Below are 22,506 nucleotides of genomic sequence, written 5' to 3'. Positions count from 1 at the left end.
CGCCTGGATACGTTCCGTGATGGGCGCCCGCCGAACCCGTCGGCGGCGCCAACCGCCTGAAAGGTCCACTACTGACAGTGATCGGTCACCGCCGTGCCGTTGCAGGACCGCAAAGTGGGTGGAAGCATGACAAATATGCCTTTGGCTGAAACGGAATGGGACCTCGTCACCATGTGGGTACGGGAGTACCTGCTGGACACCGTCGACCCCCACAATCAGCTTTCCCAGTACGGGTTCTCCGCAGAATTCATCGGCTCTCTGCGGCTGACCGCGGTCAGCTCCGAGAACGCCCGCGCGCTCGTACAGGCATCGCGCAAGGACATCCGGCGGCAGATGGAACTCCTCGATGCCGTCGCCACGATCGAGCGGCTGTCCGTCCTGCCCGACATCGCGAAAGCCCTCGAATTCCGGGACCGGCTGCGCGAGGACTACCGCGCCCACACCTCGCAGGACAATTTCCGGACGTGCGTCCTCAAGAACGGCACCGAGGTCTTCATAGACCGCCAGAATCTCCGGGAAACGCTCCGCCAGTTCGTCGATGACCCCGAGAAGTCCGTGCTGCTCGTCGACGGCGATCCGGACAGCGGCAGGTCGTACACCTACAACCTCATCCGTCACATCGGGCAGCACAGCGGCTTCCGTCCGGCGCGCGTCACCCTGTCGCGCACCTCGACCGCCGACAAAGTGGTCAGGCGACTGGCCGAATTCGTCGCCGACCCCCGGTCCGACATCCCGTCCGTGAACCCCACCGGGCTGAACGACCCGCTGCCGTCGCTCGACGATGCCGTGCACCAGGTGGTCCGCCGGGCGACGGCCGCCGAGGACACCTTCTGGCTGGTGCTCGACGAGTGCGACCGGCTCGACCCCAGCTCCGACGTCTGGGACTTCATCGGGCAGCTCGCCCTCGCCATCTACGAGCACGCCGCCGTACGGGGCGACCAGGCACCGCGTCTTGTTCTCCTCGGTTACGGTCCGACGATGCGTCAACTCCCCTACGACCTGCGGGGAAGTCTGAGCCGGGACACGGCCCGTATCGCCGAACCGGACGATCTGCGCAGCTTCTTCGACCAGTACTTCCACGAATCCCCACCCCGCTCCCTCGGCACCGGACAGCCCGAGGAGGCCTCGATCGCCGAACTCGTGGACGCCGCCGTCGAAGAGGTCCTCAAAGCCGCGCAGGCGGAGGGCGACAGCGGCGAGAGCTACATGCGGAGGATCTGCACGGCGGCGGAGGGGGCGATCCGTGTCTACCGATCGCTCTGAAACGCGGGACCTCTTCGCCGCCCGACTGCGCCAGGAACTGCGGCGGCCCGGCGTACATCAGGCACATTCCGTCTCGGAGACGCACCGGGGCTATCGCGAAGCGGCTTGCCTGCTCGCCCGGTTCGACCCCGTGCAGCTGCGGCTGCCCGGCGAGATCCGCACCACCGGTGGCGCGGTCCTGGAACTGCTGGACGACTGCTCGACGGTGGGCAGGAAGGACCGGTGCGTATGGGCGCTCAAGGCGGAGGCCAGGGACGCGGCATTGCGCGGACTGGCCGGTCCGGAGGCCGCGCGGCTCGCCCTGGAGAGCAACATCGAGCAGTTCCCGGACGAGCCCGGACCGGAACAGGTCTGTCTGGCGTACCTGTCCGGCTGGCCGCTGGAGATCACGGACCGGGCGAGCGCGGACGATCTGGCCGACCTCCTCCAGGCCGTGCTGTGGCTCTCACAGGTGCCGGGCATGAGCGGGCTGCCGGACGTCGGGGAGATCCAGCGCACCCTGGAGCGGGCCAGACTCTTCCAGCCACTCGAACGCCTCGTACAGGGAGCGTTCGAGGGGCGTACCAGCGAGCTCGACGAGCTGCGCGGCTACGTCGGAAGCCCCCGCACCGGCGTCGCGCGCCTCGCGCCCGTCCCCCCACTGGTGATCCACGGGCCCGGCGGCATCGGCAAGAGCACCCTGCTCGCCAAATTCCTCCTCGACACCAGCCCCGGCCGCACCCCCGGATTCCCCTTCGCCTACATCGACTTCGAGCGGCCCACGCTCTCCATCCACGAGCCGGTCACCCTCATCGCCGAGGCCGCCCGCCAGCTCGGCATCCAGTACCCCTTGTTCCGCGCCGAGCTGGACGCGCTCGCGGACGAGTGCCAGCAGACGGCCCGCAGCCAGCGGGAGGGCGAGGAGCGGGTGACACAGCTGCACCGGCTCGCGACGACGCGGGCGGTTCTGGGGCGTTCGTCGTCGCAGGAGTTCCAGCTGATGGCCACCGAACGCGAGACGGACCTCGTCCGGCGGGTCGCCGATGTCCTGGTACGGGCCGTGGCGGTGGCGGACCGTGAGGATCCGCCGTTCGTGCTGGTCATCGACTCGTTCGAGGCGGCCCAGTACCGCGGATCGCCGATGCTGGGCAGGATGTGGGCGATCTGCGTCGCGCTCCAGAACGTCTACCCACGGCTGCGGGTCGTCGTCTCCGGACGCGCTCCCGTCGACCATCCCGCGCGGGCCATGACGCCGCTGGACATCGAGCTCCACGACCTGGATCCACAGGCGGCCGTCAGCCTCCTGATGTCGTGCGGCGTCGAGGATCCCGAGGTGGCACAGGCGCTGGCCGACCGGGTCGGCGGCCACCCGCTCAGCCTGAGACTGGCCGCACGGGCCGCGGCCCTCGCCGGAGGCGAAACCGGCCGCATGGATGACCTGATCCGCAGCCTGCCCGCCCGGCGCCGTGACTTCTTCCGCCGGGTCGACCAGATGCTCGTCCAGGGCATCCTGTACGACCGCATCCTCAGCCACATCGCCAATGAGGACGTACGCCGTCTCGCCCGTCCCGGCCTGGTGCTGCGGGTCATCACCCCCGAGATCATCAAGGACGTACTCGCCGAACCCTGCGGTCTGCGGGTGGAATCCCCGGACCACGCGCGCGTCCTCTTCGACGAGCTGTCCCGCCTCGACCTGGTGGAGTCGGCCGGCCCCGATGCCGTACGGCATCGCGCCGACGTCCGCGCGATCATGCTGCGCCTGCCGGGGAGCGACCGCACCGACGTGATGCGCGCCGTCGAACGACGCGCCGTCGAGTACTACGCCGCGCGGGACGGCCTGGAGGCACGCGCCGAGGAGATCTACCACCGGCTGCGGCTCAATGAGAACCCGCGCTCGGTGCAGGCGCGCTGGCTGCCCGGAGTCGGGCGGTTCCTGGTCGGGGCACAGCAGGAGATGACCCCCAGGGCCGCGGCGCTGCTCACCGCGAATCTCGGCGGCGGGGCCCCCGACCGGGTCATGGAGGGCGCCGACCAGGAGGACTGGGAGCGGATCGCCGCCCGTGAGGTCGAGGACCTGCTCGCGCAGGGCTTCACCCAGGCGGCGTACGCCCGGCTCGGGGAACGCCGGCCCTGGACACCGTGCAGCTCCCTGCACGCCCTGCTGGCCGAGACACTGAGCCGCCTCGGGCGGCCCGAGGATGCCCGGAAAGCGGTGTCCAACGCCATCGGGCCCGCCGAGCGGGCGGGATGTGCCGAGCGGCAACTGGAACTGCTGCTGCTCTCCGCCCGCCTCGCCGAGGAGGCCGACGACCTGGTCGGCGCCGACACCGACCTGCGCCTGGCGGAGGACATCGCGGTCGGCATCGGTCACGATCTCGAAGCGATGGGCGCACTGCTGGCCCGCGCCCGGATGGTCGCCGGGGCCGAGATCCCGGACCCCCAGGTCGACCGGGAACTCGCCATGCGGCTGCGGGTGTTGCCCGACGCGGTCCTCGCCGGCCAGCCCGCGCTCGTACGCGCCGTGGCGTCGCAGATCTACGCGGAGGACCCCGGGGCGCTCGACCACGCACTGGACGTCGTGGGGCTGCCGGAGGAGGACGAGACGCTGGACATCCTCGGCGGGGCGATGTCCCGTGCCTCGTCCGAGCGGCCGGGGATGCTCGGGGACCTCATGGAGATGCTGGACGAGGCCGTCGGCCCGCAACGGCAGCAGGCGGGCGGCTCGCCCTCCGGCATCACCGACATCCTCCGTCTCGCCCGCGACCGGGGCACCCTCGACGGACTTGCCCGGCAGCTGCTGACCGTGCTCGACGAGAGCGGCGAGATCGCGGCCGGGGTGGCCGCCGCGATGCGCGCGGGGGCGGGTGGTGGGCCATGACCGCGTATCTGTCGCCGGAGGAGATCCAGAAGGTGCGGGACGCCGCTCTGGAGACCGGGCTCGCCGACCCCATGGTCAGGCCGCTGCTGTTCGACGGCATCATGCCCAGGTACCGGGGCACGCTGCCGCTGCTGCCCGCACCCGTACGGCAGGTGCACTCGGATCTCAACGAGATGAACCGGGTGGAGCGTCTGGTGGACGGCTCCGTGCCGCTGGAGATCTGGCTGCGCAACGCCGTCGCCCAGACCACCGAGGCCGGGCCGCTCGCCGTCTTCCAGCACGCCCTGGACGACGTGGCGAGAAACGCGGGCGGCGAACCGGACGTCATGGCCGGGATGCCTGCCCCGGAGATCAAGGAAGAGATCGTCCACCGTGACGACACCGTCCCCATCGGCTTCCTCCGGGGCGGCGACCTCGCCGCAACGGCGGTCGCCCGCATCAAGGTTCCTCCGTACGAGGCGGGCGCTCCGCTCCAGCCGAACGGTTTCCCGCACTCCGGCACAGGCTGGCTCGTCGCCCCCGACCTGCTCGTCACCAACCACCACGTGGTCAACGCCCGAGCGGGCACCGGCGCCGGGCGCCCACTGGCCGAACCCGCGGACCTGAGCCTCCAGGCGCAGCACACCCTCGCCCGGTTCGACTACGACACCGACGACGTGGAGACGGAGGAGGCCGCCGTCAGCGCACTCGTCGCCACGGACGCCGAACTCGACTACGCGATCCTCCGGCTGGCCGCGGCGCCCTCCCGGCCCGTACTGAAGCTGTCGCGCAACTCCCTGGCGGTCGCCGGGGGCGACTACGTGGCCGTCAACATCATCCAGCACCCCGGCGGCCGGCCGAAGCGCGTCGCGCTGCGCAACAACCTCGTCTACGAGACGGACGAGCGCGACGTGCGCTACTTCACCGACACCCGCGGAGGATCCTCCGGTTCGCCCGTCTTCACGGACGACTGGAAGGTCGTGGCGCTCCACCGGGGGACGCGGCGCGTGGAGAACGTGTCCTTCCACGGCAGCAGCACGGCCTTCGTCAACGTCGGGACCCAGATGGACACCGTGATGCGGCACCTGGCGGCCAACAGCCCCGCCGTCCATGCCGAGATCGAGGCGGCACAACGCGACTGAGCGGCACAACGCGACCGAGGAGAGCGAGGAGAACCCTATGCGCAGCCGGAGCAGATCACCGGTGGCGACCGGTCCCGAGCAGGTCTTCACCGACCTCCGGGAAGTCGCCCAGCGGGTACGGGACGGCCTGTCGCGGGAAGTCCCCGAATCGTCGGAGAACCTCCCCGCGGACCAGCTGCCCGCCGGCCAGATATCCCACTTCGCCGCGCTGGAACGGGCCCGTGTTCTGTCGGCGGGTGCGACTGGCCTGGAGAAGCTCGCCGAGGGGCGCGCGGACGAGATCAGTGACGACGAGTCGTTCGGCATGGAGGCCATCGTCCTGCTCGAAGGCAGGCCCGCCATCCTCGTCCAGAACCGCGACTTCAGCCAGCAGCCGGGCGACTGGGCGGTCCTCGACGGCCACCGGGCCGCGATCCGTGACTCGATCGCGCGCGTCGGCCGGGTCGAGGTCACCGGGCACACCAGCCTGGACTGGGTCGGCACCGCCTTCCTCGTCAGCTCCGACGTCGTCATGACGAACCGTCACGTGGCGGTGGAGTTCGCCCGCGGCGACGGCAGCGGCTGGACGTACCAGCAGGGCATGAGCGCCCGGATCGACATGGCCGAGGAGTACGGCGGCGGGCCGGGCGGGGACGGAGGGCCCGCCTACGCGATCACCGAGGTGCTCGGCATCCACGAGGAAGTCGACATGGCCCTGCTGCGGGTCTCCCCGGCCGACGGCGGAGGCTCCCTGCCGACGCCGGTGGCCGTGGCCGCGGACGCGCCGACCGATCTGCCGGGACGTCCGGTGTACTGCATCGGCTATCCCGCGTGGGACGGCCGCCGCAATGAACCGGAGTCGATGCGCCGGATCTTCATGGACATCTACAACGTCAAACGCCTCCAGCCCGGCACGGCCACGGAACTCGTCCGCGAGCAGAGCGTCATGAAGCACGACTGCTCGACCCTGGGCGGCAACAGCGGCTCCCCGGTCTTCGACCTCACCGACCACCGCGTCCTCGGTCTGCACTACGGCGGCCGCTACGGCTTCGGCAACTACGCCGTACCGCTGTGGGAGTTCGTGGAGGATCCGCTCCTGCTGCGCGCCGAGGTCAACTTCGTCTGACTGCCGCCCCCGTCCGCCGGTGGGTGACCGAGTCTGCCGGTCACCCAGCTGTGAAAGGCCCCGATGTGGTGTTCCGCCGGGACGAGGACCCCGCCCTTGCGGTACGCGCGCGACGCCATCGCCGGCTGGGTCCTTTCGCAGGCCTCGAAGTCCTGGGTGTTCACGCGGTGGAAGAGCTCCACGGACTTGTCGAGGTCCGCGCCCGATGCCACGACCCCGGGGGCGTACAGCCAGTCGCACTCGACGACCGTACGGTCCACGGCCAGGGGGAACATGCGGTGGACGATCACATGGTCGGGCACCAGGTTCACGAAGACCTGCGGTTTGACGGTGACGGCGTAGTAGCGGCGGTCCCGGTCGTCGTCGACGCCGGGCAGGCGGCCGAAGCCGGCGCTGCCGTCGACGGTGAAGCCCTGGGCGTCCTCGCTGAATTCGGCGCCGTGTCCGACGTAGTACTGCGCCGCCAGGCCGTCCGCGAACTCCGGGAGTACGTCGGTGAGTTCGGGGTGGATGGTCGCGCAGTGGTAGCACTCCATGAAGTTCTCGACGATCAGCTTCCAGTTCGCCGCCACGTCGTAGCTGATGCGGCGGCCCAGGGCGAGGCCCTCGGTCTCGTACCGTCCGATCGCGTCGGCGCTGCCGAGCCGCTCCACGGCCGCGCCGATCACGGTCTCCTCGAAGGACGGCGGCTCGTCGGCCAGACAGATCCAGGCGTAGCCGAGCCACTCCCGCAGCGCCACCCGCACCAGGCCGTATTCCGTACGGTCGATGTCGGGCATCTGCACCAGGTTGGGTGCGGCGACCAGTCTGCCGTCCAGGTCGTACGTCCAGGCGTGGTACGGGCATTGGAGGCTGCGGCGGACCTGGCCCGCGGGCTCCGTGCACAGCCTGGCGCCGCGGTGGCGGCAGATGTTGAGGAAGGCGCGGAGCTCACCGGTGCGGGTGCGGGTGACCAGAACGCTCTCCCGGCCCGCCTGCACCGTGCGGTAGGCGCCGGGCCGGTCGAGGTCACAGGAGCGCACGGCGCAGTACCAGAGCGATTCGAAGATCCGCTCCTGTTCCTGCCGGAAGATCCCGGGGTCGGTGTAGAAGTGCCCAGGGAGCGTGGCGATCAGGCTGGGGGTGGTGGAGGCAGGGCTGGTCGTCATGGCGATCGTGCCTCTCGGCTCAGACGGGCGCGGTGGCCCGCCGACGGGGGTCGAACAGGCCGATGGGGTGATCCGTTGTGCCGGTGAGCGCCAGGTCCGCGACGATCTCGCCGACGACCGGGACGAATTTGAAGCCGTGCCCGGAGAATCCGCAGGCGACGGTGACCGAGTCGGTGTGCGCCGGGTGGCGGGCGATCACGAAGTGCTCGTCGGGCGTATTGGAGTACATGCAGGTGGCAGCCTTGAGGAAGGTGCCGGACAGGGCGGGGATACGGCGGGACATGTGGCCCGCCATCGCGGCCACCTCGTCGTCGTACACGGTCCGCTCTATGGTCTCCGGGGTGCAGACGGAGCCCTTGCGGAAGAAGGCCACTTTGGTGCCCTTCTCCGGTCCGTCGATCGCCGGGAAGCCGTAGACCTGGACTCCGTCCGCCGCCTCCCAGATGTAGACGGGGTGGTGCTCGGGGAGGAACGGCCGTACGCCACCGGTCGGCTGGAACCAGTACATGACCTGCCGCTCGATGGTGAACGGCACCCCGATGTCGGTGAGCAGCTGCGGCGCCCATGCGCCGGGGCAGATCACGAGATGCCCGGCCGTGTACGCGTTCTCCGCCGTGTGCACGCGGACTCCCTTGCCGCCTTCGAGGGCCTCCCAGCGCGTCATGGGCTCCGTGAAGTGCAGGTCGGCGCCGCCTTGGGTGGCGAGCTGGACGTGCGCGGCGACCGTGTTCTCGGGGCGGACGAGTCCGGCCCGCGCCTCGTAGAGCGCCACCTCGTCGTCGTCCGGGGTGAGGGTCGGAAAGCGGCGGCGGATTTCGCGGGCGTCGAGCATCTCGTGGGGCAGGACCCACTGCTGGGCGGACAGCAGCGAGCCGGCGACGGTGCGGGAGTCGGGGCGGCCGACCATCACGCCGCCGCAGAGGGTGGCGATGCTGCGGCCGGTGTCGCGTTCCAGCTGCTCGTAGAGCTCGTACGAGCGCAGGAGGAGCGGTACGTACGCCGGGTCCTCGAAGTACGACTGCCGGGTGATGCGTGAACCACCGTGGCTGGAGCCCTTGTTGTGGACCGGACCGAACTTCTCCAGGCCCAGCACGCGGGCGCCCCTGGCGGCGAGATGGTGCGCGGCGGCGCTGCCCATGCCGCCGAGGCCGACGACGATCACGTCGTACGTGGGTGACATCTCAGGGAACCTCGCTCACTTGAGGATGTGGGTCATCCGAGGGTCGAAGAGCGGCTCTTGGGCAACGGTGGCGGCGGTCTTCTCGCCGAAGTAGTCGATGTGGACGGGCGTGCCGGGCTCCAGTGGCGGCAGCCAGGCGTAGGCGATGCAGCGGCCCAGGGTGTAGCCGTAACCGGCGCTGGTGACGTACCCGGCGGGGAGCCCGGCCCCGTCGATGGACACGGGCTCCTTGCCGAGTACTACTGCGGCCCGGTCGTCGAGCGTGAGGGCGGTGAGCCTGCGAGTCGGCTCGCCGAGCGCTTCGAGGGCTTCCCGTCCCGTGAAGTCGCCCTTGTCCATGCGGACGGCGAAGCCGAGTCCCGCCTCGTACGGGGTGTGCTCGGCGGTCATGTCGTGGCCCCACGCCCGGTAGCCCTTCTCCAGACGCAGGCTGTTGAACGCCGAGCGGCCCGCCGCGATCACGCCGTGCCGCTGTCCCGCCGCCCAGAGGGTGTCCCAGAGCGCGAGTCCGAGGTCGGCGGTGGTGTAGAGCTCCCAGCCGAGCTCGCCGACGTAACTCAGCCGCATGGCGGTGACCGGGACAGGGCCGATGTACGTCTGCGTGGCCTTGAAGTAGCCGAGGGCCTGGTGGGAGAGGTCGTCGCGGGTGAGTGGCTGGACGAGGTCGCGGGCGAGCGGGCCCCAGACGCCGATGCAGCAGGTGCCGGCGGTGATGTCGCGTACCTCTATGTCGTCAGGGGCGTGACGGAGCAGCCGGTCGAGGTCGGCCGGTGAGTTGGCGCCGATCTGGAAGCGGTGCTCTTCGAGGCGGGCGACGGTGAGGTCGGAGAGGATGCCCGCGGCTTCGTCGAGCAGCAGGGTGTAGGTGACCGAACCCGGCTTCTTGGCAAGGTTGTTGGTGGTCGCCCGTTGAAGGAATTCGAGGGATCCGGGCCCGGTGACTTCGAGGCGCCGCAGCGGTGTCATGTCGTACAGCGCGACCTTCTCGCGGGTCGCCTTCGCCTCGGCGGCGGCGACCCGCGACCAGTGGCGGGCGGACCAGTCGTCGCGGGCGGGGAGGATGAGGGGCTCCGCGAGCGGGGCGTTGGCCTCGTACCAGTGGGGGCGTTCCCAGCCGCCGCCTTCCAGGAAGTGGGCACCGAGTTCGATCTGGCGTGCGTAGAAGGGGCTGACGCGCAGGGGGCGGGGCTGCTCCAGTGGCTGGAGCGGATGGATGATGTCGTACACCTCGACGAACTGCCGCGCCGCCCGCTCCTCGACGTACGCCGGTGAGCGCTGCGCGGTCTCGAAGCGGGTCAGCTCGCACTCGTGGAGGTCGACGGACGGGCGGCCCTCGGTCATCCACTCGGCGACGGCCTTGGCGACTCCGGCGGAGTGGGTGACCCAGACGGCCTCGGCCAGCCAGAAGCCGCGCAGTTGGCGGGCTTCGCCGAGGACGGGCATACCGTCGGGGGTGAAGGAGAACACCCCGTTGAAGCCTTCGTCGATACGGGTTTTCGCGAGTGGGGGCAGCAGGGTTGTGGCGTCTTCCCAGCTGGGGGCGAAGTCGTCCTCGGTGAAGGGGTACGAGGAGGGCATGACGGGGGCTTCGTCGTAGCGCGGGACGGTGAAGGGGTCGACGGGCAGGGGGCGGTGGGCGTACGAGCCGATGCCGATGCGGTCGGCATGCTCACGGAAGTACAGGTCGCGGTCCTGGTGGCGGAGGATGGGCAGACCGGTTGCGCCACCGCGTGGAGTGTCGAGCGGCGTCGTCCTGGCGTACTGGTGGGCGAGCGGCAGCAGCGGTACGTCGATGCCCGCCATCCGGCCGATCACCGGGCCCCAGAAGCCGGCCGCCGACACCACGTGGTCGGCGGGGAAGGTGCCCCGCTCGGTGACGACGCCGGTGACCCGGCCGCCCCGCTGCTTGATGCCGGTGACGGTGGTCCGGTCGACGCAGCGGGCGCCGCGGGCGGTGGCCCGCTCCAGCTGGGCGCGGGCGGCGGGAAGCGCGTGGGCGAGGCCGTCGCCGGGTGTGTGGAAGCCGCCGAGCACCAGGTCGCGGTCGAGGAGCGGCCACAGCTTCAGGCACGCGTCGGCGCTGACGACCTCGCCCTCGATGCCCCAGGAGGCGGCGAGTCCGGCTCTGCGGTGGAGGTCGGCGAGGCGGGCGGGGGTGGTGGCGAGTTCGAGGCCACCGACCGGGTCGAAGCAGGGCCGCCCGTCGACGCGGAGCGAGCCGAACTTCTCGACGGTGTAACTCGCCATCTCCGACAGGGTCTTCGAGGCGTTGGTACGGAAGACGAGGCCGGGCGCGTGCGAGGTGGAGCCGCCGGGGGCGGGCATCGGGCCCTGTTCGACGACGGTTACGTCGGTCCAACCGCGGGCGGTGATTTCCTCGGCGAGGGAACAGCCGACGATGCCCGCGCCGACAATCACCACTCGGGGTACGGCGCCCCGGCTTCCTCGTATCGCCATCAGAGCACCACCACCGAGCGGAGCACCTCGCCGCGTTGCATCTTGGCGAAGGCCTCCTCGACCTGGTCGAGTGTGATCGTCTCGCTGACGAAGGCGCCGAGGTCGAGCTTACGGCTGAGGTACTGGTCGATGAGGATCGGGAAGTCTCTGCTGGGCAGACAGTCGCCGTACCAGGACGACTTGAGGGCGCCGCCGCGCGAGAAGAGGTCGATCAGCGGGATGTCGAGCCGCATCTGCGGGTCCGGCACGCCGACCTGGACGAGGATCCCGGCGTGATCGCGCATGTAGAAGGCCTGGCGGTACGTCTCGGGGCTCCCCACCGCGTCGATCGCGACGTCGACGCCGAATCCGCCGGTGAGACCGCGCACGGCTTCGATCGCTTCCGTGCCGCGGGAGTTGACGGTGTGGGTCGCGCCGAAACGGGTGGCCCCGTCGAGCTTGGCGTCGTCGATGTCGACGGCGATGACACGGCGGGCACCGGCGAGCGAGGCTCCGGCGACGGCGGCGTTGCCGACGCCCCCGCAGCCGATGACGGCCACGGTGTCGCCCCGGCCGACTTCGCCGGTGTTGACGGCCGCCCCGTAACCGGCCATGACGCCGCAGCCGATGAGACCGGCGGCCTCGGGGCGGGCGGCCGGGCTGACCTTCACGGCCTGGCCGGCGGCGACGAGAGTCTTCTCGGCGAACGCGCCGATGCCGAGGGCGGGAGCGAGCGGGGTGCCGTCGAGGAGGGTCATGGGCTGCGCGGCGTTGCGGCTGTCGAAGCAGTACCAGGGGCGGCCGCGACGGCAGGAGCGGCAGTCGCCGCAGGGTGCGCGCCAGGCGATGACGACGTAGTCGCCTGGGGCGAGTTCGTCGACGCCGTCCCCCACGGCCTCGACGATGCCGGCCGCCTCGTGCCCGAGCAGAAACGGAAAGTCGTCGTTGATCGCGCCCTCCCGGTAGTGCAGGTCGGTGTGGCAGACCCCGCAGGCCTGGACGCCGACCAGCACCTCACCCGGTCCGGGATCGGGGACGGTGATCGTCTGTACCTCGACGGGTGCGCCCCTCTTGACGGCGACAACCGCACGTACCTCGTATGGCACGATCGCGCTCCTCTCTTGTTGCGCATTGCACGACTGGTTGCGCGATGAGAGACATAGTGGGAACGGCGTGAGGGACGCGTCAAGAGGGCGGAGCGGGGCGGCCGGCAAAACGCCGAACGGGCTGAAGATTCAGCCCGTTGGGGTCTCCCCCCGACGAAGTCCGGGGGAGTTTGAGGGACTCCCCCTACGCCCTGCGGGCGTGGGGGGACCCCCAGAAGGGCGTCCGGGTCTGGGGGCTTGCCCCCTCACGCGGCGGAGCCGCACATGTCACAGCCGGGACAGGGGCGGGTAGGGGGAAAGCGCGGCAGGCAACCGGCACATCAGGCGCGGTACCCCATGCGGTAGGACAGCTCACCCGCCGCATCCACAACCGACTTCGCCAGCTCCGTCAACCGCTCCTCGTCCATCCGGTAAACCGGCCCCGACACACTCACCGCACCGATGACCTGCCCGTCATGCGCCCGCACAGGCGCCGCGACCGCGCTCAGCCCGACTTCCATCTCCTCGGCCACCACCGCGTACCCCTGCGTGGAGATCTCCGCGAGCTGCTCCCGCAGTTCGACCCCGGACGTCACCGTCCGTTCCGTGAATCTGGCCAGTCTGCGTGCCAGGAAAATCTCCTGCACCGCCGTCGGCAGCCCCGCGAGGAGCACCTTCCCGCTGGAGGTCGCGTGCAGCGGCGTACGCCGGCCGAGCCAGTTCTGCGCGGTGACGGAAGCCGCGCCGCGCGCCTGCATCACATTGACCGCCGCGTCGTCGTCGAGGACGGCGATGTTGACCGTCTCCCCCGCCTCGTCGGCGAGCTCACGGACGACGGGCGCACTCTCCTGCGAGATGTCGAGCCGCCCGGCCGCCGCGCCCGCCAGCCGCAACACCCCGGCCCCCAAGTAGTACTTGCCGCGGTCCTTCGCCTGCCCGACCAGGCCACGGTTCTCCAGCACTCCGAGCAGCCGGAACGCCGTCGACTTGTGTACGTCCAGCTCGTCCGCGATCTCCGTGACCCCGGCCTCGCCGAGCCTGGCCAGGATCTCCAGCACACTCACCGCGCGGTCCACCGACTGCACGGAACCCGCTCCCCCTTTGGACCGCTTCGTCGCGTCCGGCTCCTCCGCGTTGCCCTTGCTCGCCATGTTTCCGTTCTCACCGCCTGGCGGCCGATTCCGGCCGACATCCATGGGGCCCTTGACGCAGCGGCTCCCGATCCGGATTCTGTTGCGCATCACGCGTATCGGTGCGCCATATGGAACATCATGTTACCGAAGAGCGAACCTAGGGGGCTCTGGTGATTCCCGTCTGCCACCTCGACGACCTGCCCGAAGGCGAATCAGTCCGTGTCCCCACCGAGCCGCCGATCGCGGTGTTCCGCACCGAGGAAGCGCTCTACGCGATCGACGACACGTGCTCCCACCAGGATGCTTCCCTTTCCGAGGGCTGGCTGGAGGGCTGCCTGGTGGAGTGCCCGCTCCACGCCGCCATGTTCGACCTCCGCACGGGGCAGCCGACGTGCCTGCCCGCGCGCCGCCCCGTCCGGACCCACCGGGTCTCCGTCGACGACAGCGGCTTCGTCCATGTCGAGGTGGCCGCCGGGGCCGCCGGGGCCGCCGGAACTGCGGCGGCTGTCGCAGCCGCCCGAGCCGTCGGTGAAGGCGTCTCCGCATGAGGACCGTCGCCGTCGTGGGAGCCTCGCTCGCCGGGCTGTACGCCGCACGGGCACTGCGCGCGCAGGGATACGACGGCAGGCTGGTGATCATCGGCGACGAGATCCACCGGCCGTACGACCGCCCGCCGCTGTCCAAGGAGTTCCTCACCGGAGCCATGGCCGAGGACCAACTCGCCCTGTCCGACGCCGAGGAGGAATCGGAACTCGACGCCGAGTGGCTGCTCGGCGTCCGCGCCCAGGGACTCGACACCAGAGGCCGCACCATACGTCTCGACAGCGGCCGTACGGTCTCGGCCGACGGCGTGGTCATCGCCACCGGAGCCACCCCGCGCCGCCTGCCGGGCACGACCGGCACTGCCGGGAGTGCCCACTTGCGCGGCGTACACACCCTGCGCACGCTCGACGACGCGCGGGCGCTGCGCGCCGAACTGACGACCGGGCAGCCGGTCCAGGTCGTGGTCGTCGGAGGTGGGTTCATCGGGTCCGAAGTCGCCTCCTCCTGCGTCGCGCTCGGCCATCACGTGACCGTGGTGGAGGCCGCTCCGCTCCCGCTCCTACCCCAGCTCGGCGATGCCATGGCCACCATCTGCGCCGCCCTGCACGCCGACCACGGCGTGGAGCTCGTCACCGGCACAGGGGTCACCGCCCTGCGCGGCACCGACACGGTGACCGGCGTGCTCCTCGACGACGGGCGGCTGCTGCCCGCCGATGTGGTCGTCGTGGGCATCGGCGCCGTACCCGGCACCCGCTGGCTCAAAGGCTCCGCGCTCGCCCTCCGTGACGGGGTGCTGTGCGACGACGGCGGTGTGACTACGCTGCCGCAGGTGGTGGCGGTGGGTGATGTGGCGAGGGTGGGCAGCAGCCGCGCCGAGCACTGGACGAACGCCACCGAGCAGCCCGCCGCGGCCGTACGCAATCTTCTGGCCGGGCGCACCGTCGAGACGGCCCGGCCGCTGCCGTATTTCTGGTCCGACCAGTACGGCGTACGGATCCAGTTCGCAGGCCGGCGGCTGCCGTGCTGCACCGTGCGGATCACCGAAGGGTCCACCGACGAACGGAGCTTCCTCGCCGTCTACGAGCGCGAAGGCGTCACCGTCGGCACGCTCGCCCTGAACCGCCCGCGCCCCTTCATGCGCCTGCGGCGAGAACTGGCGCGCGGGTGCCGGACGCCTGCAGCTGCGGCTGCGGCTGCGGCTGCGGCTGCGGCTGCGGCTGCCGTCTGACGCGAAGTCCGGACAGCGTTGCGCCCTGCTTCCTTGCGGTGGCCGGCACGCGGCGTGTACGGCGGTCTGTTCCCCACCCCGGTCGAAGCCGCGTCGCCTCACGACGCGTGGCGCAGGCCGCTCGGGCGGGGCACCACGGTGCGTATGAGCAGGAAGAACCCGGCGCCGACGGCGTACCAGAGCAGATCGGGCGCGTTGAACGTCGAGCCGAGCACAAGCCGTGCCGCGAGGCTGCGCTCCGCCAGCTCGGCCGGCACGCCCGTCAGCTGGGCGCATTCGATCGCCCAGCTGAGAGCCAGCGCGACGGCGGCCACCACGGGCGGCCCGGTCCTGGGCGCGACGAGCACGACGAGCGTGCACAGAAGGACCGTGTAGAGCGCGTCCCCCGCGTACTTGGCGACATCGCCGTCCACCACGCTCCGGATGCCGAGCCCGGCACAGAGCGTCAGGGCCGCGGCCACAGCCGCGAGCCCACGGGTCCGGCGAAGATCAATCACACCGGACACTGTACGTCCGTACGGCTGTCAGGACGTCCGTACGGCTGTCAGGCCACGGAACCTATCCGCCCCGCAGGCTCCCGCGGACCCTCGTGGTGGATCGGGGTGTGCGCGCCGGTCAGCGAGACGCCGCTGCCTCCGCGCCGGGCCGCGACGATCTCCGCGGCGATGGACAGGGCGGTCTCTTCGGGCGTACGGGCGCCGAGGTCGAGGCCGATGGGGCTGCGCAGGCGGGTCAGTTCGAGCTCGGTGACTCCGACCTCGCGCAGCCGCTTGTTGCGGTCCTCGTGGGTGCGGCGGGAGCCCATAGCGCCGATGTACGCGACCGGGAGCCGCAGGGCCAGTTCAAGGAGCGGTACGTCGAACTTGGCGTCGTGGGTGAGCACGCACAGCACCGTACGGCTGTCGGTCTCGGCCGACTCCAGGTAGCGGTGCGGCCAGTCGACGACGATCTCGTCGGCCTCGGGGAAGCGGGCGGCGGTGGCGAAGACGGGCCGGGCGTCGCACACCGTCACGTGGTAGTTCAGGAATTTGCCCACCCGCACCAGGGCGGAGGCGAAGTCGATGGCGCCGAAGACGATCATGCGCGGGGCGGGGACGCTCGACTCGACGAGGAGCGTCAGCGGCTGACAGCAGCGTGAGCCGTCCTCGCCGATGAGGACGGTGCCGGTGCGGCCCGCGTCCAGCATGGCGCGGGCTTCACCGACCGCCGTGCGGTCCAGCTCCGGGTGCCCGCCGAGGGATCCGTCGTACGAACCGTCGGGGCGTACGAGCAGGGCGCGGCCCATGACATCGGCCGGGCCGTCGGTTGTCCGCGCGACCGCCGCCGCATCCCCACATGCGGCGGTGGCCAGCGCGGCCGCGAACACCTCCCTGGCGGGAGAGTCCACACGTACCGGAGTGACGAGTATGTCGATGATCCCGCCGCAGGTCAGACCCACCGCGAAGGCATCCTCGTCGCTGTACCCGAAGCGCTCAAGGACGGTATCGCCGCCGTCCTCCAGCGCCTGCAGGCACAGGTCGTACACAGCGCCCTCCACACACCCGCCGGAGACAGAGCCGATCGCCGTGCCGTCGGAGTCGACCGCGAGGGCCGCTCCCGGCTGCCGGGGCGAGCTTCCGTTCGTCGCCACGACCGTGGCGACGGCGAAGTCGCGTCCCTGCTCGACCCACCGGTTGAGCTCTTCGGCGATGTCCAGCATGACTGTCTCCTTTACGGGGGTGTGGAGGGCTCGGGCGGTCAGCTGACGCCCAGCCAGCTCTCGATGGGGTGGATCGCGAAGTACACGATGAAGATCGCGGTCAGGCCCCACATGAAGGCACTCACCTCGCGGACCTTGCCCTGCGCCACCTTGATGACGACGTAGGAGATGACACCGGCGGCCACACCCGTGGTGATGGTGTAGGTGAACGGCATCAGGACCACGGTGAGGAACACCGGGATGGCAACGGCGCGGTCGCTCCAGTCGACGTGCCTGGCGTTCTGCATCATCATCGCGCCGATGACGACCAGGGCCGCGGCTGCGACCTCCTGGGGCACGATCGCGGTGAGCGGGGTGAAGAAGAGGCAGGCCGCGAAGAACGCGCCGGTGACCACGGAGGAGAGACCCGTACGGGCACCCTCGCCGACACCGGTCGCCGACTCGACGAAGACGGTCTGGCCGGAGCCGCCGCCGACGCCGCCGATGACACCGCCCGCGCCGTCGATGAAGAGCGCCTTGGACAGGCCCGGCATGCGGCCCTTGTCGTCGGCGAGCTTCGCCTCGCTGCCGACACCGATGATCGTGGCCATGGCGTCGAAGAAGCCCGCCAGCACCAGGGTGAAGACGATCATGGTGACGGTGATGTAGCCGACTTCTCCGAAGCCGCTGAAGGACACCTGGCCGAACAGCGAGAAGTCCGGGGTGGAGACCGCACTGCCTTCGAGCTCCGGTGCGCCGGAGAACCAGGCCTTGCCCGGGATGTTCACAATCGCGTTCAGGATCGCCGCGATGACGGTGCCCGCGACGATGCCGATCAGGATGGCGCCGGGGATGTTGCGCGCCTGCAGGGCGAAGATCAGCAGCAGGGTGACTGCGAAGATCAGGACGGGCCAGCCGGCCAGCTCACCGGCCGGGCCGAGGGACACGGGGCCGCCGCCGGGGGCGGGGTTCTCGTGCACGAAGCCGGCCTTGACCAGGCCGATCAGCGCGATGAAGAGGCCGATGCCCATGGTGATGCCGTGCTTGAGGGCGAGCGGGATCGCGTTCATGATCAGCTCGCGGAGGCCGGTGACCACCAGGAGGCAGATCACCGCACCGTAGGCCACACACATGGCCATGGCCTGCGGCCAGGTCATCACCTGGATGACCTGCGACGCGAGCACACCGGAGACGCTCAGACCGGCTGCAAGGGCGAGCGGGACCTTGCCCCAGAAGCCCATGAGCAGGGTGGTCGCCGCGGCGGCGAGAGCGGTCGCGGTGATGAGGGCGGGCTGGCTGAGGACGTTGCCGTCCACATCCTTGCCGCCGAGGATCAGCGGGTTGAGCAGGAGGATGTACGCCATCGCCATGAAGGTGGTGACGCCGCCGCGGACCTCGGTCCCTACGGTGGATCCTCTGTCCGTTATGTGGAAGTACCGGTCGAGCCAGGACCGGCCGGCGGGCTGGCGCGTTCCCGCGCCTGCATCTTCCGCCGTCGTGGTCGGCTCTGTGGACTGCTGGGTCATGGTGCCTGTCTCCCAAGGTTCAAAGGGGCACCCGCAATGGAGATTGGAAACGCGGGATTTGGGATGCTGCGCTGGCTGCACGACCCGGGGGACGGCCCGAGACGAACTAGGGCAAATCTGGGTAAAGCTTGGTAAAACCGGGGTGGAATTGTGAGCGGTGTTGTGAGCGGTGTTGTTACAAGAGCCGCGAGCGGTGCGGCACTTGGGGCCCCGGGCGGTGAAGGGCGGGGAAGTGTGACGTTCCTGGAGGCACGGCACCGCCCGGGGAGCTTTCGGTGGAACCCGGGGATCAGGTGCCGGTGAGGTGCTCGGGCCGCACCGGCGTCCTGTTGAGTTCCAGACCCGTCGCGTTCCGGATCGCCGCGAGGACGGCCGGAGTCGACGAGAGAGTGGGGGCCTCGCCGATGCCACGCAGACCGTACGGCGCGTTCTCATCGGCCAGTTCGAGTACGTCGACGGGGATGGTCGGCGTGTCGAGGATGGTGGGGATCAGGTAGTCCGTGAAGGAGGGGTTGCGCACCTTCGCGGTCTTCGGGTCGACGATGATCTCTTCCATGACCGCGACGCCCAGGCCCTGGGTGGTACCACCCTGGATCTGGCCGACGACGGACAGCGGGTTGAGCGCCTTGCCGACGTCCTGGGCGACCGCGAGCTCGATGACCTTGACCAGGCCGAGCTCGGTGTCCACCTCCACCACCGCGCGGTGCGCGGCGAAGGAGTACTGGACGTGGCCGTTGCCCTGTCCGGTCACCAGGTCGAAGGCCTCGGTGGGCCGGTGGCGCCACTCCAGCTCCAGGTCCACCGACTCGCCTTCGAGTACGTCGACCAGGTCGGCCAGGACCTCGCCGCCGTCGGTGACGACCTTGCCGCCTTCGAGCAGCAGCTCGGCGGTGGCCCAGGCCGGGTGGTAGGAGCCGAACTTGGCGCGGCCGATCTCCAGGACCTTCTCGCGGACGTTTTCGCAGGTGTGCTTCACCGCGCCACCCGTGACGTACGTCTGACGGGAGGCGGAGGTGGAGCCGGCCGAGCCGACCTGGGTGTCGGCCGGGTGGATCGTCACCTGCGTGACACCCAGCTCGGTGCGGGCGATCTGCGCGTGGACGGTGACGCCGCCCTGGCCGACCTCGGCCATCGCGGTGTGCACGGTCGCGACCGGCTCGCCGTTGATGACCTCCATCCGCACGCGGGCGGTGGAGTAGTCGTCGAAGCCCTCGGAGAAGCCGACGTTCTTGATGCCGACCGCGTAGCCGATGCCGCGTACGACGCCTTCGCCGTGCGTGGTGTTCGACAGACCGCCGGGCAGGGCGCGTACGTCCGCCTGCTCACCGGCCGCGAGCCACTGCTGCTCGGGCGGCATCGGCATGGCCTTGATGCGGCGCAGCAGCTCGGCGACGGGCGCCGGGGAGTCGCACGGCTGGCCGGTCGGCAGGAGCGTGCCCTGCTCCATGGCGTTCATCCGGCGGAACTCCACCGGGTCCATGTCCAGTTTCGCCGCGAGCTTGTCCATCTGTGCCTCGTAGGCGAAGCACGCCTGGACCGCGCCGAAGCCGCGCATGGCGCCGCAGGGCGGGTTGTTCGTGTAGAGCGCGATGGCCTCGATGTCGACGTCCTCGACGACGTACGGGCCGACGCTCAGCGACGAAGCGTTGCCGACGACCGCCGGGGAGGCCGACGCGTAGGCGCCGCCGTCCAGCACGATCCGGCACTTCATGTGCGTGAGCTTGCCGTCCTTGGTCGCGCCGTGCTCGTACCAGAGCTTCGCCGGGTGGCGGTGCACGTGGCCGAAGAAGGACTCGAACCGGTTGTAGACGATCTTGACCGGCTTGCCGGTACGCAGGGCGAGCAGGCACGCGTGGATCTGCATCGAGATGTCCTCGCGGCCGCCGAAGGCGCCGCCGACGCCGGAGAGCGTCATGCGGACCTTCTCCTCGGGCAGGCCGAGGACGGGGGCGATCTGCTTGAGGTCCGAGTGCAGCCACTGGGTGGCGACGTACAGGTCGACACCGCCGTCCTCACCGGGTACGGCCATGCCGGACTCGGGGCCGAGGAACGCCTGGTCCTGCATGCCGAAGACGTACTCGCCGGAGACGATCACGTCGGCGCGCTTGGCGGCCTCGTCGGCGTTGCCGCGGACGATCGGCTGGCGGTGCACGATGTTCGGGTGCGGGACGTGACCGATGTGGTGGTCGTCGCGGCCCTCGTGGATCAGCAGTGCGTCGGGCGCGGTCGCCGATGCCTCGTCGGTGATGACGGGGAGCTCGACGTACTCGATCTTGATCTTCGCGGCGGCGCGGCGGGCCGTCTCCGGGTGGTCGGCGGCGACGATGGCCACCGGCTCACCGTGATGGCGGACCTTGCCGTGGGCGAGAACCGGGGTGTCCTGGATCTCCAGGCCGTAGTTCTTCACCTCGGTGGGCAGGTCGTCGTACGTCAGCACGGCGTAGACGCCGGGCATGGCCAGGGCCTCGGACGTGTCGATCGACCGGATCTCGGCGTGCGCCGTGGTGGAGCGCAGGGTGTGGCCCCAGAGCATGTCCTCGTGCCACATGTCCGAGGAGTACGCGAACTCGCCGGTGACCTTCAGGGTGCCGTCCGGGCGGAGCGTGGACTCGCCGATGCCGCCCTTGGTCTTCGAACCCTGGTTGATGTTGGTGGGGGTACCAGTTACGCCCATGATCAGACCGCCTCTTCCTGGCGTTCCTGACGAGCGGCGGCAAGGCGCACTGCGTCAAGGATCTTCTCGTAACCGGTGCAGCGGCACAGGTTGCCGGAGAGCGCCTCGCGGATGTCCGCGTCGGACGGCTCGGCGTTGCGCTCAAGGAGCTCGTCGGCGGCGACCAGGAGACCCGGGGTGCAGAAACCGCACTGCACGGCGCCGGCGTCGATGAACGCCTGCTGGATCGGTGCGAGCTCGTCGCCCTCGCCGGTCTGGGAGTCCGTCCCCTTCGCCTGCCACTGCTGGGCTTCCTGGAGCGACGTACCGCCGCAGGCACCCGTGGCGCAGCCCTCTTCGCGCTGCTTGGCGAAGTCGGCGAGGCCCTCGACCGTGACGACCTCGCGGCCTTCGACCTGACCGGCGGCGACGAGACAGGCACAGACGGGCACGCCGTCGAGGCGGACCGTGCAGGAGCCGCATTCGCCCTGCTCGCACGCGTTCTTGGAGCCCGGGAGGCCCATGCGCTCGCGCAGGACGTAGAGCAGGCTCTCGCCCTCCCAGACGTCGTCCGCTTCCTGCTTACGGCCGTTGACCGTGAAATTGACGCGCATTGCTATGCAGCTCCTTCAAGCGAGCGGCCGGTGCCGCGGTACTGCTCCCAGGTCCAGCCCAGCGTCCGGCGGGCCATGATCCCGACCGCGTGGCGGCGGTACTTCGCCGTGCCGCGCACGTCGTCGATCGGGTTGCAGGCGCCGGAGGCGAGCTCCGCGAACTGCTTGGCGACCGAAGGAGTGATGATCTTGCCGCTGTCCCAGAATCCGCCCTCTTCGAGCGCGGCGTTGAGGAAGTCCTCGGCGGCGCGCGCCCGCAGGGGGGTCGGGGCGGCGGAGCCGATGCCCGTCTTCACGGTGCGGGTCTCCGGGTGCAGCGCGATACCGAACGCGCAGACCGCGATGACCATGGCGTTACGGGTACCCACTTTGGAGAACTGCTGCGGCCCGTCCGCCTTCTTGATGTGGACGCGCTTGATCAGCTCGTCCGGCTCAAGGGCGTTGCGCTTCACGCCGGTGTAGAACTCCTCGACCGGAATGAGGCGCGTACCGCGTACCGACTCGGCCTCGACCTCGGCGCCCGCCGAGAGCAGGGCGGGGTGCGAGTCACCGGCCGGGGAAGCCGCACCGAGGTTGCCGCCGACGGACCCGCGGTTGCGGATCTGCGGCGAGCCGACGGTGTGAGCGGCGAGCGCGAGACCGGGCAGTTCCGCACGCAGGTGGTCCATGATCTGGGTGTACGGGACGGAGGCGCCGAGCTGTACGGTCTCCTCACCCACCTCCCACTCGCGCAGTTCGCCGATGCGGTTCAGGTCCAGGAGGTACTCGGGGCGGCGGTGGTCGAAGTTGATCTCGACCATGACATCGGTGCCGCCCGCGATGGGCACAGCCGTGGGGTGCTCGGCCTTGGCGGCGAGCGCCTCCTCCCAGCTGGCGGGGCGAAGGAAGTCCATGAGGCTCTCTTCTTCTCAATCGGGTTGATCGCTGTTCGCTGGG

Annotated in this window: 17 protein-coding genes; 6 read left to right on the top strand and 11 right to left on the bottom strand. The window is 70.3% G+C overall.

What is annotated here, in order from left to right:
- Window positions 1-135: 135 nt before the first annotated feature.
- From PXH83_RS25770 to PXH83_RS25755, 4 genes are read left to right on the top strand one after another with little or no spacing between them, the layout of a single operon-like run.
- Entirely contained in the window at window positions 136-1,263 is a 1,128-nt protein-coding gene (locus PXH83_RS25770) for a hypothetical protein (RefSeq protein ID WP_274563506.1), read from the top strand.
- Window positions 1,244-4,120 carry an ATP-binding protein gene (locus tag PXH83_RS25765; protein WP_274563504.1) on the top strand — a complete coding sequence of 959 codons (2,877 nt, stop codon included), beginning with the start codon at window positions 1,244-1,246 and terminating at the stop codon, window positions 4,118-4,120. Before PXH83_RS25770 ends, PXH83_RS25765 begins: the two co-directional genes overlap by 20 nt.
- Window positions 4,117-5,241 (top strand): trypsin-like peptidase domain-containing protein, encoded by a 1,125-nt coding sequence (locus tag PXH83_RS25760; RefSeq protein ID WP_274563503.1) that lies wholly within the window; start codon window positions 4,117-4,119, stop codon window positions 5,239-5,241. The genes PXH83_RS25765 and PXH83_RS25760 overlap by 4 nt, the downstream gene beginning before the upstream one ends.
- A 37-nt stretch (window positions 5,242-5,278) precedes the next feature.
- Window positions 5,279-6,346 (top strand): trypsin-like serine peptidase, encoded by a 1,068-nt coding sequence (locus tag PXH83_RS25755; RefSeq protein ID WP_274563502.1) that lies wholly within the window; start codon window positions 5,279-5,281, stop codon window positions 6,344-6,346.
- Here PXH83_RS25755 and PXH83_RS25750 read toward each other — a convergent pair.
- The 5 genes from PXH83_RS25750 to PXH83_RS25730 form a co-directional block, all read right to left on the bottom strand.
- Window positions 6,277-7,494 carry an aromatic ring-hydroxylating oxygenase subunit alpha gene (locus tag PXH83_RS25750; protein WP_274563501.1) on the bottom strand — a complete coding sequence of 406 codons (1,218 nt, stop codon included), beginning with the start codon at window positions 7,492-7,494 and terminating at the stop codon, window positions 6,277-6,279. The genes PXH83_RS25755 and PXH83_RS25750 overlap by 70 nt on opposite strands.
- Before the next feature lie 19 nt (window positions 7,495-7,513).
- Entirely contained in the window at window positions 7,514-8,674 is a 1,161-nt protein-coding gene (gene solA / locus PXH83_RS25745; RefSeq protein ID WP_274563500.1) for an N-methyl-L-tryptophan oxidase, read from the bottom strand.
- 15 nt (window positions 8,675-8,689) lie between these two features.
- Window positions 8,690-11,131 (bottom strand): GcvT family protein, encoded by a 2,442-nt coding sequence (locus PXH83_RS25740; RefSeq protein ID WP_274563499.1) that lies wholly within the window; start codon window positions 11,129-11,131, stop codon window positions 8,690-8,692.
- Window positions 11,131-12,216 carry an S-(hydroxymethyl)mycothiol dehydrogenase gene (locus tag PXH83_RS25735; protein WP_274563498.1) on the bottom strand — a complete coding sequence of 362 codons (1,086 nt, stop codon included), beginning with the start codon at window positions 12,214-12,216 and terminating at the stop codon, window positions 11,131-11,133. Before PXH83_RS25735 ends, PXH83_RS25740 begins: the two co-directional genes overlap by 1 nt.
- A gap of 320 nt (window positions 12,217-12,536) precedes the next feature.
- Complete coding sequence (locus PXH83_RS25730; RefSeq protein WP_420803284.1) at window positions 12,537-13,280, bottom strand: IclR family transcriptional regulator; 744 nt, start codon at window positions 13,278-13,280, stop codon at window positions 12,537-12,539.
- A gap of 218 nt (window positions 13,281-13,498) precedes the next feature.
- Between PXH83_RS25730 and PXH83_RS25725 the strand changes: the two genes are divergently transcribed.
- Window positions 13,499-13,876: a bifunctional 3-phenylpropionate/cinnamic acid dioxygenase ferredoxin subunit gene (locus tag PXH83_RS25725; protein ID WP_274563496.1), complete on the top strand. Its 378-nt coding sequence runs from the start codon at window positions 13,499-13,501 to the stop codon at window positions 13,874-13,876.
- Window positions 13,873-15,099: an NAD(P)/FAD-dependent oxidoreductase gene (locus PXH83_RS25720; RefSeq protein ID WP_274563495.1), complete on the top strand. Its 1,227-nt coding sequence runs from the start codon at window positions 13,873-13,875 to the stop codon at window positions 15,097-15,099. Before PXH83_RS25725 ends, PXH83_RS25720 begins: the two co-directional genes overlap by 4 nt.
- 98 nt (window positions 15,100-15,197) lie before the next feature.
- Here PXH83_RS25720 and PXH83_RS25715 read toward each other — a convergent pair whose 3' ends face one another.
- The 6 genes from PXH83_RS25715 to PXH83_RS25690 form a co-directional block, all read right to left on the bottom strand.
- Complete coding sequence (locus tag PXH83_RS25715; protein ID WP_274563494.1) at window positions 15,198-15,596, bottom strand: ribosomal maturation YjgA family protein; 399 nt, start codon at window positions 15,594-15,596, stop codon at window positions 15,198-15,200.
- 47 nt (window positions 15,597-15,643) lie between these two features.
- The gene (locus tag PXH83_RS25710) at window positions 15,644-16,798 is read right to left on the bottom strand and encodes an XdhC family protein (protein WP_274563493.1); all 1,155 of its coding nucleotides are present in this window, start codon (window positions 16,796-16,798) and stop codon (window positions 15,644-15,646) included.
- 38 nt (window positions 16,799-16,836) lie between these two features.
- The gene (locus PXH83_RS25705; protein ID WP_274563492.1) at window positions 16,837-18,303 is read right to left on the bottom strand and encodes an NCS2 family permease; all 1,467 of its coding nucleotides are present in this window, start codon (window positions 18,301-18,303) and stop codon (window positions 16,837-16,839) included.
- A 289-nt stretch (window positions 18,304-18,592) separates the two neighbouring features.
- Window positions 18,593-20,977 (bottom strand): xanthine dehydrogenase family protein molybdopterin-binding subunit, encoded by a 2,385-nt coding sequence (locus PXH83_RS25700; RefSeq protein ID WP_274563491.1) that lies wholly within the window; start codon window positions 20,975-20,977, stop codon window positions 18,593-18,595.
- A 2-nt stretch (window positions 20,978-20,979) separates the two neighbouring features.
- A complete protein-coding gene (locus PXH83_RS25695; RefSeq protein ID WP_274563490.1) occupies window positions 20,980-21,570 on the bottom strand; it encodes a (2Fe-2S)-binding protein in 591 nt (196 codons plus the stop codon).
- A gap of 2 nt (window positions 21,571-21,572) precedes the next feature.
- Window positions 21,573-22,463 (bottom strand): FAD binding domain-containing protein, encoded by an 891-nt coding sequence (locus PXH83_RS25690; RefSeq protein ID WP_274563489.1) that lies wholly within the window; start codon window positions 22,461-22,463, stop codon window positions 21,573-21,575.
- Window positions 22,464-22,506 lie beyond the last annotated feature (43 nt).

The organism is Streptomyces spiramyceticus, assembly GCF_028807635.1.
Classification (GTDB): Bacteria; Actinomycetota; Actinomycetes; order Streptomycetales; family Streptomycetaceae; genus Streptomyces; species Streptomyces spiramyceticus.
The sequence above is the reverse complement of the archived record's forward strand: the minus strand, read 5'-3'. Positions and strand labels throughout refer to the sequence as shown.

What these genes read in the sequence shown, in the direction of transcription:
- PXH83_RS25705 (WP_274563492.1), bottom strand. Translation starts at nt 18,303, where the DNA reads ATGACCCAGCAGTCCACAGAGCCGACCACGACGGCGGAAGATGCAGGC.
- PXH83_RS25770 (WP_274563506.1), top strand. Translation starts at nt 136, where the DNA reads ATGCCTTTGGCTGAAACGGAATGGGACCTCGTCACCATGTGGGTACGG.
- PXH83_RS25720 (WP_274563495.1), top strand. Translation starts at nt 13,873, where the DNA reads ATGAGGACCGTCGCCGTCGTGGGAGCCTCGCTCGCCGGGCTGTACGCC.
- PXH83_RS25695 (WP_274563490.1), bottom strand. Translation starts at nt 21,570, where the DNA reads ATGCGCGTCAATTTCACGGTCAACGGCCGTAAGCAGGAAGCGGACGAC.
- PXH83_RS25760 (WP_274563503.1), top strand. Translation starts at nt 4,117, where the DNA reads ATGACCGCGTATCTGTCGCCGGAGGAGATCCAGAAGGTGCGGGACGCC.
- PXH83_RS25740 (WP_274563499.1), bottom strand. Translation starts at nt 11,131, where the DNA reads ATGGCGATACGAGGAAGCCGGGGCGCCGTACCCCGAGTGGTGATTGTC.
- solA (WP_274563500.1), bottom strand. Translation starts at nt 8,674, where the DNA reads ATGTCACCCACGTACGACGTGATCGTCGTCGGCCTCGGCGGCATGGGC.
- PXH83_RS25690 (WP_274563489.1), bottom strand. Translation starts at nt 22,463, where the DNA reads ATGGACTTCCTTCGCCCCGCCAGCTGGGAGGAGGCGCTCGCCGCCAAG.
- PXH83_RS25700 (WP_274563491.1), bottom strand. Translation starts at nt 20,977, where the DNA reads ATGGGCGTAACTGGTACCCCCACCAACATCAACCAGGGTTCGAAGACC.
- PXH83_RS25755 (WP_274563502.1), top strand. Translation starts at nt 5,279, where the DNA reads ATGCGCAGCCGGAGCAGATCACCGGTGGCGACCGGTCCCGAGCAGGTC.
- PXH83_RS25750 (WP_274563501.1), bottom strand. Translation starts at nt 7,494, where the DNA reads ATGACGACCAGCCCTGCCTCCACCACCCCCAGCCTGATCGCCACGCTC.
- PXH83_RS25710 (WP_274563493.1), bottom strand. Translation starts at nt 16,798, where the DNA reads ATGCTGGACATCGCCGAAGAGCTCAACCGGTGGGTCGAGCAGGGACGC.